Source organism: Streptomyces synnematoformans (genome assembly GCF_039531005.1).
Taxonomy (GTDB): Bacteria; Actinomycetota; Actinomycetes; order Streptomycetales; family Streptomycetaceae; genus Streptomyces; species Streptomyces synnematoformans.
The window spans coordinates 1-11,815 of record NZ_BAAAPF010000229.1; the positions used below are offsets into that span (position 1 = coordinate 1).

Consider the following 11,815-nt stretch of genomic DNA (forward strand, 5'->3'; position numbering starts at 1 on the left):
CGGCCGTCAGGCCGCCGGCACGCGCAGCAGGAGCGGGTCGACCTGGCCGCCGCCCCCGCGCCCGCCGCCCGCGCCGACTACGCCGCCGCGGCGGCGCAGTTCGAGGGCGAGGTGCAGGGCGAGCCGGGCGCCCGACATCCCGATCGGGTGACCCAGCGCGATGGCGCCGCCGTTGACGTTCACCATTTCGGGGGTGACGCCGAGGTCCTTCATCGACTGCACGGCGACGGCGGCGAAGGCCTCGTTGATCTCGATGAGGTCGAGGTCGCCGACGTCGATGCCCTCCTTCTTCAGCGCGTGCCGGATGGCGTTCGAGGGCTGCGACTGCAGCGAGTTGTCGGGGCCGGCCACGTTGCCGTGCGCGCCGATCTCGGCCAGCCAGGTGAGCCCCAGTTCCTCGGCCCGGTCCCGGCGCATGACGACCACGGCGGCGGCGCCGTCGGAGATCTGCGAGGCGCTGCCGGCGGTGATGGTGCCGTCGGGGGCGAACGCGGGACGCAGCCCGGCCAGCCCCTCGGCGGTGGTGTCCGCGCGGATGCCCTCGTCGGTGTCGACGACGGCGCCGTCGAGGGCACCGCCCTTGCGGCGGGGGATCTCGACGGGGGTGATCTCCTCGGCGAAGACGCCCCGGTCCCGGGCGGCGGCGGCCCGCTGGTGGGAGGCGGCGGCGAAGGCGTCCTGCGGCTCGCGGGCGATGCCGAGGCGGGCGTTGTGCTTCTCGGTGGACTCGCCCATGGCGATGCCCTCGAAGGGGTCGGTGAGCCCGTCGTGCGCCATGGAGTCGAGCATCTGCAGCGCGCCGTACTTCGTGCCCTCGCGGGAGCCGGGCAGCACGTGCGGGGCGTTGGTCATGGACTCCTGGCCGCCGGCGACGACGATGTCGTACTCGCCGGCGCGGATGAGCTGGTCGGCCAGGGCGATGGCGTCGAGGCCGGAGAGGCAGACCTTGTTGACGGTGAGCGCGGGCACGCTCATCGGGATGCCGGCCTGCACGGCGGCCTGCCGCGCCGGGATCTGGCCGGCCCCGGCCTGGAGCACCTGCCCCATGATCACGTACTCGACCTGGTCGGGGCCGACGCCCGCACGCGCCAGCGCCGCCTTGATGGCGAAGCCGCCCAGATCCGCGCCGGAGAACGGCTTGAGGGAGCCGAGGAGGCGCCCCATGGGGGTACGGGCGCCCGCGACGATCACGGACGTGGTGCCTGAAGTGCCACTGCCAGTCATTGCGCATCCCCTTCGGGGAGAAGTGAATGAGGGTTAACTTCAGCGTACTGAGCGGTACGGACCCGGTCACGGTTCGTTCGGTGTGACCGTGCGCACGTTGCGTAACATCCCGGGCGGCGGTGGACTGTGCGCATGCTGACACGCATCGACCACATCGGAATCGCCTGTCACGACCTTGACCGGACCGTCGAGTTCTACCGCGCCACCTACGGCTTCGAGGTGTTCCACACCGAGGTCAACGAGGAGCAGGGTGTCCGCGAGGCCATGCTGAAGATCAACGAGACGTCCGACGGCGGCGCCTCGTACCTGCAGCTGCTCGAACCGATCCGCGAGGACTCCGCCGTCGGCAAGTGGCTGGCGAAGAACGGCGAGGGCGTCCACCACATCGCCTTCGGCACCGCGGACGTCGACGCGGACGCCGCCGGCATCCGCGACAAGGGCGTACGCGTCCTCTACGACGAGCCGCGGCGCGGCTCGATGGGCTCGCGGATCACCTTCCTCCATCCCAAGGACTGCCACGGCGTGCTGACAGAATTGGTCACTTCGGCACCGGCCTCGGGCGCACACTGACCTTTGATTCGCATGGCCGGTAGAGTGCAGGGGGCCGCCCGCGTCCTGGGCGGCCCGATCATCTGAGACCATCGACACCAGCACACGCCATCAGCCATTGCCAGCAGGCAGAAACGACCCGGGGACGGATGGGACCGCGCAGTGCGGGGCTACGACCGCTACGAGCCTGACGCCGTGATGGACGGGCTCTCGCAGTTCGAGGCCGAGATCGAGCGGCTGAAGAAGGAGCGGGAGAAGGCCGTCCAGCACGCCGAGGACCTCGGCTATCAGGTCGAGGTGCTCCGTGCCAAGCTGCACGAGGCGCGCCGCGGGATCGGCGCCCGCGGCTCCTTCGAGAGCGCCGGCCACCAGGCCGAGCAGCTGCTGCGCAACGCCCAGGCCCAGGCCGACCAGATGCGCGCCGACGTCGAGCGCGAGCTGCGCGACGCCCGCGCCCAGGCGCAGCGGCTGCTGCAGGAGCACGCGGAGCGCCAGGCCCGGATGGAGGCCGACCTGCACGCCGAGGCGATCGCCCGGCGGCAGCGGCTGGACGAGGAGCTGGCCGAGCGCCGCACCACCGTCGAGACCCACGTCAACGAGAACGTCTCCTGGGCCGAGCAGCTGCGCTCCCGTACCGAGGCGCAGGCCCGCCGGCTGATGGACGAGACCAGGACCGAGGCGGACCGGCTCATCGCCGCCGCCCGGGCCGAGGCGCAGCGCCAGGCCGAGCAGGTACGCCAGCGCGTCGGCAGCGAGGCGGAGGCCGCCCGGGCCGAGGCCGAGGACCTGCTGCGGCGCGCCCGCGCCGACGCCGAGCGGCTGCTGAACGCCGCGTCCACCCAGGCCGAGGAGGCCACCACCCACGCCGAGCAGCTGCGCAGCTCCTCGGCCGGGGAGGCGGAGGAGGCCCGCCGGGAGGCGGCCGAGGCGCAGCGCCGGGCGGAGGAGAAGCTGGCCGAGGCCGACTCCGCGCTCCGCGCCGCGCGCACCGAGGCGGACCGGCTGGTGGCGCAGGCCGAGGAGACGGCGACCAAGAAGATCGCCGAGACCGAGGCCGGCGCGGACCAGCGGATGCGGACGACGCGCAACGAGATCGCCCGGCTGGTCGGCGAGGCCACCAAGGAGGCCGAGGCGATCAAGGCGGAGGCGGAGCAGCTGCGGGCCGACGCCCGTACGCAGGCCGAGGCCCTGATCGCGGAGGCGGAGGAGACCGCCCGTACGCGCTCCGCGGAGGACAGCGCGAACGCCATCGCCAAGGCCGCCAAGACCGCCGAGGACGTGCTCACCAAGGCGTCGAAGCAGGCCGAGGACACCACCCGGGCCGCCGGCGAGGAGGCCGACCGGATCCGCCGGGAGGCGGAGGCCGAGGCCGAGCGGCTGCGGGACGAGGCCGCGGCGGCGGCCGAGCAGCTCAAGGGCGCGGCCAAGGACGACACCGAGGAGTTCCGGGCCAAGACGGTCGAGCTGCAGGGCGAGGCCCGGCGGCTGCGCGACGAGGCCGAGCAGCTGCGCACGGAGGCCACCGCCGAGGGCGAGCGGCTCCGCGGCGAGGCCCGCCGGGACGCGGTCGCGCAGATCGAGGAGGCGGCGAAGTCCGCCGAGGAGCTGCTGGCCAAGGCCGGCACGGACGCCGAGGAGCTGCGCGAGGCCGCGACGGCCGAGGGCGAGCGGGTGCGCGGCGAGGCCGCCGAGCGGGCCGCGACGCTGCGCGAGCGGGCCGAGGAGGCGCTGACCAAGGCCCGGACCGAGGCCGACGAGCTGCGCGCCGAGGGCGAGGCGCAGGCCGAGAAGATCACCGAGGCGGCGGCGGAGGCCGCCCGGAAGACCCGTACGGAGGCCGACGAGGCCGTCGCCGCGCGCCGGGCCGAGGTGCAGACGGAGCTGGACCGGCTGCAGCAGGAGGCGACCGACCGGGTCACGGCCGCCGACGAGGCGCTGGCGGAGGCCCGCGGCGAGGCGGAGCGGATCCGCCGGGAGGCCGCGGAGGAGACCGAGCGGCTGCGCACGGAGGCCGCGGAGCGGCTGCGCACGCTCCAGCAGCAGGCCCAGGCCGAGGCGACCCGGATGCGCGAGGAGGCCGCCACCGAGACGGCCGCCGCCCGCGCCGAGGCCGAGGCCGCCGCCCAGCGGCTGCACGAGGACGCCACCGGCGAGTCCGAGCGGGTGCGCCGCGAGGCCCAGGAGGCCGCGGACCGGACCCGCTCCCGCGCGCTGGCCGCCGCCGAGCGGCTGGGGACGCAGGCGCAGGAGGCGCTGACCGCCGCGCAGGAGGAGGCCGCGCGCCGGCGGCGCGAGGCCGAGGAGCTGCTGACCGCCGCCCGCGGCGAGGCGGAGCGCGAGCGCACCCAGGCCACCCGGCAGGCAGAGGAGCTGCTGGCCGCCGCGCGCAAGCGGGTCGAGGAGGCGCAGGCCGAGGCCGCCCGGGTCACCGAGGAGGCGGAGGGCCGGGCGCGTGAGCTGGTGGCCGCGGCCGAGCAGACGGCCCAGCAGGTGCGGGACTCCGTCAGCGACCTGCGGTCGCAGGCGGAGGAGGAGATCGCGGGGCTGCGCTCGGCCGCGGAGCACGCCGCCGCGACGCTGCGCCGGGAGACCAGGGAAGAGACGGACGCGGCCAAGGAGTTGGCGGAGCAGACCGTCAACGAGGCGCTAGCAGAGGCCGATCAGCTGCGTACCGAGGCGGAGCGGGTCCGGGACGAGTCCCGCAGCGACGCCGCGAAGCGCCGTACGGACGCCGCGGAGCAGGCCGACAAGCTGGTCCAGAAGGCGCACGACGAGGCGACCCGGGCCACCGCGGCGGCCGAGGAGCAGGCCGACGTGATGGTCGCCGCCGCCCGCAAGGAGTCCGACCGGCTGGTGCGCGACGCCACCGCGGAGGCCAGCGGGCTGGTGGAGAAGGCCCGCGCGGACGCCGACCGGCTGCTGGAGGAGGCCCGCCGGGACTCCGCCGCGATCCGCGAGCGCGCCGAGGAGCTGCGGACCCGCACCGAGGCCGAGACCGACGAACTGCACGACCGCGCCCGGCGGGAGGCCGCGGAGGCCACCAGGGCGGCGGGTGAGCGGGTCGACAAGCTGGTCGCCGCCGCCCACGAGCAGCTCAACTCGGCCGAGACGCGCGCCGAGCGGATGCTCGCGGACGCCAAGGGCGAGGCGGGCAAGGTCCGTATCGCCGCGGTCAAGAAGGCGGAGGGGCTGCTCAAGGAGGCGGAGCAGAAGCAGGCCGAGGCGTTCGACGCGGCCGAGCGGACGAAGGCCGAGGCGCGCGCCGAGGCCAAGCGGATGGTCGACGAGGGCCGCCGCGAGCTGGAGTTGATCACCCGCAGACGGGAGGACATCAACGCGGAGATCTCCCGCGTGCAGGACGTCCTCGAAGCCCTGGAGTCCTTCGAGGGCCCCGGGGCCCTCGGGGCCAACGGCAAGGACGGCAAGAACAGCCAGGTCAACAAGGGGAAGGACGGCGGCGGGAAGGCACCCGCGGCCGCCGCGGCCCGGTCCGGGGGGAAGCAGTCCGGTGGCAGACCACTCGATTGAGCGGACATTCTCCAGATCAAACCGGGATTGACGCTGTGACACGCCGTCAGCACCCCTAGGATTCCCCTTATCACCTCACTCGGTCTCTTTCGACAGGAACCCCATGAGCGACACTGCCAACCCCTTCGGTTTCGAGTTCGCAAGGCGCGGATACGACCGCGAGCAGGTGGACGAACGGATCACCAAGCTCGTAGCCGACCGCGACAGTGCTCTCTCCCGCATCACCTCCCTTGAGAAGCGCATCGAGGAACTCCACCTTGAGACGCAGAACGCGCAGGCGCAGATCGCCGACTCCGAGCCGTCGTACGCCGGCCTCGGCGCCCGGGTCGAGAAGATCCTGCGGCTCGCCGAGGAGGAGGCCAAGGACCTGCGCGACGAGGCCCGCCGCGCCGCCGACCAGCACCGCGAACTGGCCGAGTCGGCCGCACAGCAGGTGCGCAACGACGCCGAGACCTTCGCCGCCGATCGCAAGACCAAGGCGGAGGACGAGGGCGCCAGCATCGTCGAGAAGGCGAAGGGCGAGGCCGCCGGCCTGCGCGCCGAGGCGCAGAAGGACGCGCAGTCCAAGCGCGAGGAGGCGGACACCCTCTTCGAGGAGACCCGCGCCAAGGCCGCCCAGGCCGCCGCGGACTTCGAGACCAACCTCGCCAAGCGCCGCGAGCAGTCCGAGCGCGACCTCGCCTCCCGCCAGGCCAAGGCCGAGAAGCGGCTGGCGGAGATCGAGCACCGGGCCGAGCAGCTGCGCCTGGAGGCCGAGAAGCTGCGCACCGACGCCGAGCGCCGCGCCCGGCAGACCGTGGAGACCGCGCAGCGCCAGTCCGAGGACATCGTGGCCGACGCCAACCAGAAGGCCGAGCGGATCCGCAGCGAGTCCGAGCGCGAGCTGGCGGCGCTCACCAACCGCCGCGACAGCATCAACGCCCAGCTGACCAACGTCCGCGAGATGCTGGCCACGCTGACCGGCGCGCAGGTCGCCGCCCAGGCGACGGGCGAGGAGGTCGTCGAGGACAAGCCGGGCGTGCCCGCCCAGCAGACCCGCTGACGCGGGTACGGCCGGGCGGGTGACGCCCGCCCGGCCGTCCGGCTGGTCGCTCTGCCGGTTCCCGGCGCCCTCCGCCCATCGCGGAGGGCGCTGCTCCGCTTGTGTCGATTGCGCCCAGGAGATGCGCGCGCTCCCGTCGCCGCCTAGGGTTGGCGCATGATCGAACTGGAGGGGCTCACCAAGCGGTACGGCGACAAGCTCGCCGTGGACCATCTGACCTTCCAGGTGCGCCCGGGGATGATCACCGGTTTTCTGGGGCCGAACGGCGCCGGCAAGTCGACGACGATGCGCATGATGCTCGACCTCGACAACCCCACGGCGGGCTCGGTCCGCATCGACGGCAAGCACTACCGCGACCTGCAGGAGCCGCTGAAGTACATCGGCGCGCTGCTGGACGCGAAGAACATGCACGGCGGCCGCAGCGCATACCACAACCTGCTGTGCCTGGCGCAGAGCAACCGCATCCCGGCCTCCCGGGTGGCGGAGGTGCTCGACACCGTCGGGCTGACGGCGGTGGCGAAGAAGAAGTCCAAGGGCTTCTCGCTCGGCATGGGCCAGCGCCTCGGCATCGCGTACGCCCTGCTCGGCGACCCCGAGATCCTGATGTTCGACGAGCCGGTGAACGGGCTGGACCCCGAGGGCATCCACTGGATCCGGAACCTGATGAAGAGCCTGGCCGCCCAGGGCCGCACGGTCTTCGTCTCCAGCCACCTGATGAGCGAGATGGCGCTGACCGCCGACCACCTCATCGTCATCGGCCAGGGCAAACTGCTCGCCGACACCTCGATGGCCGGCTTCATCCGGGAGAACTCGCGGTCGTACGTGCGCGTACGCACCCCGCAGCCCGAGCAGTTCAAGGACGCCGTGGGCGCCGCCGGCCTGTCCGTCAGCCTGCGCGAGGACGGCTCGTTCGAGATCGAGGGCGCCGACATGGCCGAGCCCGTCGGCGAGCTGGCCGCGCAGCACCGGGTGACGCTGCACGAGCTGAGCCCGCAACAGGCCTCCCTGGAGGAGGCGTTCATGCAGATGACCGCCCAGGCGGTCGAGTACCACGCCCACAATCTGAACGACCCGGGCGCCGCCGCGGCGGCCGGGCAGGCGGACCCGCCGCTCGCGCAGAACGCGCCGCCCGCGCCGGGGCAACAGGGGCAGGGTCCGCAGTGGGGCAAGGGAGACTGACGGCCATGGCAGCACCCTCGGCAGTGCTCAAGTCGGAGTGGACGAAGGTACGCACGGTCAGCTCCACGATGTGGACGCTGGCCGCCGCGGTGGTCCTCACCGCCGCGGTGGGCGCGCTCCTGTCCGGCGTCATGAACGCCACGTACGACGACCTCTCGCGCGCCGAGCAGCTCACCTTCGACCCGACCCTGGTGAGCTTCTTCGGCATGATGCTCGGCCAGCTGGCGATGGTCGTCTTCGGCGTCCTCGTCGTCAGCACGGAGTACAGCTCCGGCATGATCCGGACTTCGCTGGCCGCGGTGCCGCAGCGGGCCGCGTTCTACGTCTCGAAGGTCGTCGTCGCCACCCTGCTCGCCCTGGTCGTCGGACTGCTCACCAGCTTCGTCACGTTCTTCGTCGGGCAGGCCCTGCTCGGCGACCATAGCGCGTCGATCACCGACGACAACGTGCTGCGGGCCGTCATCGGCGCCGGGCTCTACATGACGGTGATCACGATGTTCTCCATGGGCGTCGCCGCCATGCTGCGCAGCACGGTGCTCTCGCTCGGTCTGCTGATGGCGTTCTTCTTCCTCATCTCCTCGATCCTGGCCGGCGTCCCGGCCACGCGGGACGTCGCGCGGTACCTGCCGGACCAGGCGGGCTCGGCGGTCATGCAGGTGGTGCCGGGTGCGCTGGACAGCGACAAGCTGCCGTACGGGCCGTGGGGCGGCTTCGGCATCATGTGCGCCTGGACGGCGGCGGCGCTGATCGGCGGGTACGCCGTGCTGAAGAAGCGCGACGCCTGACGGCCCGCGCGCGGCTCCCCGCGGTCCGGCGGCCTGCCCGCCGGGAACCGGAGGCGTCCCGATAGCCTCTTAGCCTCAAGGGGGGCGGGAGCGACCACGTGCCCCCGTGTCCGACGCAGGGGGCCACATGATCGAAGCACGGGGTCTGACGAAGACCTACGGCGCGAAGACCGCCGTGTACAACCTTTCCTTCACCGTCCAGCCCGGGCTCATCACCGGCTTCGTCGGCCCCAACGGGGCCGGCAAGTCGACGACGATGCGGATGATCCTGGGGCTGGACGAGCCGAGCAGCGGCACCGTCACCGTGGGCGGGCACCCGTACCGCAAGCTGCCCAACGCCCCGCGCCAGGTCGGCGCCCTGCTGGACGCCAAGGCCGTGCACGGCGGCCGCAGCGCCCGCAACCACCTGCGCTGCGTGGCCCAGCTCTCCGGCATCCCGCAGCGCCGCGTCGACGAGGTCCTCGACGTCGTCGGCCTGCGCGAGGTCGCGGGCCGCCGCTCCAAGGGCTTCTCGCTCGGCATGGGCCAGCGCCTCGGCATCGCCGGCGCGCTCCTGGGCGACCCGCAGATCCTCCTCTTCGACGAGCCGGTCAACGGCCTCGACCCCGAGGGCATCCTGTGGATCCGCAACCTGATGAAGAAGCTGGCGAGCGAGGGCCGCACGATCTTCGTCTCCAGCCACCTGATGAGCGAGATGGCGCTGACCGCCGACCACCTCGTCGTCATCGGCCGCGGCCAGCTCATGGCCGACATGAGCGTGCGGGACTTCATCAACACCCACTCGGCGAGCTTCGCCCGGGTCCGGGTGCCCGACGGGGAGCAGGGGCAGCGGGAGAAGCTGACGGCCGCCCTCACCGAGCACGGCGGGCAGGTGCAGCCGGAGGACGACGGGGCGCTGCGCGTCGCCGGGCTGCCGCTGCCGCGCATCAGCGACCTGGCGCACGACGCGGGCGTCCGGCTCTGGGAGCTGTCGCCGCACGAGGCGTCGCTGGAGGAGGCGTACATGCGGATGACGCAGGGCGCCGTGGACTTCCGGTCCACCGTCGACCAGCGCAGCGGCCTGCAGCAGCCGGCGGGCCCGGTGCCCCCGCAGGGGTACGCGGCGCCCGCGCCCGGCTACGCGCCGCCCGCGGCCGCGCCGGGGGCACCCCCGGTGCAGCCGGGCTACGCCCCGGCCGCGCCGCACCCTCCGGCCCCGCAGCACGGCGCCGCCGGTGCCGCCGCTCGCGCCGCGCGCGAAGGTGAGACCCCCCGATGAGCTACCCGCCGCAGCCCTCCGCCCCCGCCCCCGGCGCGCCCCCGGTCCCGGGCGCCGCTCCCGGCGCCGCGCCGCCCGTCCCGCCGCCCCCGGGCGGCGGCTACTCGTCGCCGATCCCGATCGTCAGGACGCATCTGGGCCACGCCTTCGCCTCCGAGTGGACCAAGATCCGCTCGGTGCGCTCCACGATGTGGACGCTGGGCATCATGCTCGTGCTCGTCGTCGGCGTCGGCTTCCTCATCGCGCTGGCGATGGCCACCGACGACTGGGTCGGCGCCCCGCTGCTGTCCGGCGGCCTCTTCGGCCTGATGCTCGGCCAGATCTGCATCGTCACGCTGGGCGTGCTGGTGATCACCTCCGAGTACGGCACGGGCATGATCCGTACCACGCTGACGGCCTCGCCGCAGCGCTGGCGGGTGCTGGCGGCCAAGGCCGTGGTGTTCTTCGTGCTCGCCTTCGTCCTGACCACCGTGGCGTGCGCGATCACCGCGGTGATCCACTCGTCGGTCCTGAGCGGCCAGACCGTGCCGGAGTACGAGTACGACGACCCGATGTTCAAGGACTCGATCTCCGACAGCGGCGAGCTGGTCGCCACCGGCGGGCAGTGGTTCGACGCCACCGTGGGCGCCGCGCTGTACGTGTCGCTGCTCGGCCTGCTCGCGCTGGCCGTGGGCGCGATCCTGCGGCACTCCGCGGGGGCCATCACCACGATGGTGGGCTTCATCCTGCTGCCGCTGATCATCGCGCTGTTCATGCAGGCCGAGAGCCTGAAGGAGGTCCAGCGCAAGCTGATCGAGTACTCCCCGCTCAGCGGCCTGGCCTCGCTCTTCGGCATCCCGTTCTTCGAGGACGGGGCGGTCGGCGGCTGGGGGCTGCTCAGCCTGCTGGCGGCGGTCACCGGCGGGATGCTCCTCCTGGCGTTCGCGCTGCTGTCGAAGCGCGACGTCTAGCCGGCCGGCGGCCGGGGGTGTACGGCCGCGGGCCGCGCCCCCGCCGCCCCGACACCCCGGCCGTCGCTCAGACGCCCAACTCCTGGGCGAGCACCGCGGCCTGCACCCGGCTGCGCAGTCCCAGCTTCGCCAGCAACCGGCTGACGTGCGTCTTCACCGTGGCCTCCGCCATGTCCAGGCGGGCCGCGACGTCGGCGTTGGACATCCCCCGGCCCAGGCAGGCCAGCACCTCCCGCTCGCGGCGCGTGAGCGTGTCGAGGACCGCCGGGTCCGGGCCGTCGGGCGACGGGCCCCGCCGGCCGCCCGCGAACTCGGCGATCAGCCGCCGGGTCACCGCCGGGGCGATGAGCCCTTCGCCGCGCGCGACCGTGCGGACGGCCGCTACCAGGGCGTCCGCCTCGGTGTTCTTCAGCAGGAAGCCGGCGGCGCCGGCGCGCAGGGCGCCGAAGACGTACTCGTCGAGGTCGAACGTCGTCAGCACCAGCACGTCCGCCAGTTCCTCCGCGCTGATCAGCCGGGTCGCCGCCACCCCGTCCAGCTTGGGCATCTGCACGTCCATCAGCACCACGTCCGGCCGCAGTTCGCGGGCGAGCCGCACGGCCTCCTCGCCGTCCGCGGCCTCGCCGACGACCTCCAGGCCGGCGGCGGAGCGCAGGATGAGGACGAGCCCGGCGCGTACGGCCTGCTGGTCCTCGGCGACGAGGATCCGGACGGGCGGGTCGGCGTCAGCCATGGGTCCTCCGTGGTGCTGCGGTGGTGTTCTCGTCGGTGGGCAGCCCGGCCCGTACGGTCCAGTGCTTGCCGTCGTACGCCGCGCGCTCCCCGGCGTGCTCGGCGCCGCCGGCCTCCGGGCCCGCGGTGAACGAGCCGCCGAGCAGGGCCACGCGCTCCGCCATCCCGATCAGCCCCGCGCCCGAGCCCGGCGCGCGCGGCTCCCCTGCCTCCCCGGCCGCCGCGCCCGGCCGCCCGTCGCCGAGCGGGCTGGTCACCGTCACCGTCAGCGGCTCGGGCCCGGCCAGCCGGACCCGTACCTCGCCGGGCGCGGCGTGCTTGAGCGCGTTCGTCAGCGACTCCTGCACGATGCGGTACGCGGCCAGCTCCACCGGCGCCGGCAGCCGCGCGCCGGGCTCGCGCGCGTCGTCGAGGACGACGCGGAGGCGGCTCGCGGCGCCGTTGGTGCACGCCTGGTCCACCAGCGACGCCAGCCCCTGCAGCGTCCGCGCCGCCGCCACCGCCGCCGCCGCGGCTGCCAGCGCGTCCCGGGCGGTCCGCGCCCGGGCCGCCCGCGCTGACAGCGGTC

The 11,815-nt window shown here is 73.8% G+C and carries 10 protein-coding genes; 7 read left to right on the forward strand and 3 right to left on the reverse strand.

Translation table 11 applies throughout. The features are described 5' to 3' along the window. Window positions 1-6 precede the first annotated feature (6 nt). Window positions 7-1,224 (reverse strand): acetyl-CoA C-acetyltransferase, encoded by a 1,218-nt coding sequence (locus tag ABD317_RS26515; protein ID WP_344292682.1) that lies wholly within the window; start codon window positions 1,222-1,224, stop codon window positions 7-9. Between the two features lie 132 nt (window positions 1,225-1,356). Here ABD317_RS26515 and mce point away from each other — a divergent pair, with 132 nt between their 5' ends. The 7 genes from mce to ABD317_RS26550 all read left to right on the forward strand — a co-directional run bounded on the left by mce (window position 1,357) and on the right by ABD317_RS26550 (window position 10,515). Beyond that, entirely contained in the window at window positions 1,357-1,794 is a 438-nt protein-coding gene (gene mce, locus ABD317_RS26520) for a methylmalonyl-CoA epimerase (RefSeq protein ID WP_027755295.1), read from the forward strand. 141 nt (window positions 1,795-1,935) lie between these two features. Next, window positions 1,936-5,301 (forward strand): polarized growth protein Scy, encoded by a 3,366-nt coding sequence (gene scy, locus ABD317_RS26525; RefSeq protein WP_344292685.1) that lies wholly within the window; start codon window positions 1,936-1,938, stop codon window positions 5,299-5,301. A 103-nt stretch (window positions 5,302-5,404) separates the two neighbouring features. After that, complete coding sequence (locus ABD317_RS26530) at window positions 5,405-6,343, forward strand: coiled-coil domain-containing protein (protein WP_344292687.1); 939 nt, start codon at window positions 5,405-5,407, stop codon at window positions 6,341-6,343. 156 nt (window positions 6,344-6,499) lie between these two features. Beyond that, window positions 6,500-7,522 carry an ATP-binding cassette domain-containing protein gene (locus tag ABD317_RS26535; protein ID WP_344292689.1) on the forward strand — a complete coding sequence of 341 codons (1,023 nt, stop codon included), beginning with the start codon at window positions 6,500-6,502 and terminating at the stop codon, window positions 7,520-7,522. 5 nt (window positions 7,523-7,527) lie between these two features. Beyond that, window positions 7,528-8,307: an ABC transporter permease gene (locus tag ABD317_RS26540; protein WP_344292691.1), complete on the forward strand. Its 780-nt coding sequence runs from the start codon at window positions 7,528-7,530 to the stop codon at window positions 8,305-8,307. Between the two features lie 127 nt (window positions 8,308-8,434). Then, on the forward strand, window positions 8,435-9,565 hold the full coding sequence (locus ABD317_RS26545) for an ABC transporter ATP-binding protein (protein WP_344292694.1): 1,131 nt from the start codon (window positions 8,435-8,437) through the stop codon (window positions 9,563-9,565). Beyond that, on the forward strand, window positions 9,562-10,515 hold the full coding sequence (locus ABD317_RS26550; protein ID WP_027755301.1) for an ABC transporter permease: 954 nt from the start codon (window positions 9,562-9,564) through the stop codon (window positions 10,513-10,515). Before ABD317_RS26545 ends, ABD317_RS26550 begins: the two co-directional genes overlap by 4 nt. Window positions 10,516-10,582: 67 nt before the next feature. On the opposite strand, the gene ABD317_RS26555 is transcribed toward ABD317_RS26550, so the two are convergent. Both ABD317_RS26555 and ABD317_RS26560 read right to left on the reverse strand, forming a co-directional pair. Further along, window positions 10,583-11,248, reverse strand: a complete 666-nt coding sequence (locus ABD317_RS26555) for a response regulator (RefSeq protein ID WP_344292697.1) — start codon at window positions 11,246-11,248, stop codon at window positions 10,583-10,585. Beyond that, window positions 11,241-11,815 (reverse strand): sensor histidine kinase (locus ABD317_RS26560; protein ID WP_344292699.1); only part of this gene is annotated, 575 nt, incomplete at its 5' end. The genes ABD317_RS26560 and ABD317_RS26555, both read right to left, overlap by 8 nt.

Bases quoted from the DNA above. Each gene is read 5' to 3' on its own strand.
- ABD317_RS26515 (WP_344292682.1), bottom strand. From the start codon at position 1,224: ATGACTGGCAGTGGCACTTCAGGCACCACGTCCGTGATCGTCGCGGGC.
- mce (WP_027755295.1), top strand. From the start codon at position 1,357: ATGCTGACACGCATCGACCACATCGGAATCGCCTGTCACGACCTTGAC.
- ABD317_RS26530 (WP_344292687.1), top strand. From the start codon at position 5,405: ATGAGCGACACTGCCAACCCCTTCGGTTTCGAGTTCGCAAGGCGCGGA.
- ABD317_RS26535 (WP_344292689.1), top strand. From the start codon at position 6,500: ATGATCGAACTGGAGGGGCTCACCAAGCGGTACGGCGACAAGCTCGCC.
- ABD317_RS26540 (WP_344292691.1), top strand. From the start codon at position 7,528: ATGGCAGCACCCTCGGCAGTGCTCAAGTCGGAGTGGACGAAGGTACGC.
- ABD317_RS26545 (WP_344292694.1), top strand. From the start codon at position 8,435: ATGATCGAAGCACGGGGTCTGACGAAGACCTACGGCGCGAAGACCGCC.
- ABD317_RS26550 (WP_027755301.1), top strand. From the start codon at position 9,562: ATGAGCTACCCGCCGCAGCCCTCCGCCCCCGCCCCCGGCGCGCCCCCG.
- ABD317_RS26555 (WP_344292697.1), bottom strand. From the start codon at position 11,248: ATGGCTGACGCCGACCCGCCCGTCCGGATCCTCGTCGCCGAGGACCAG.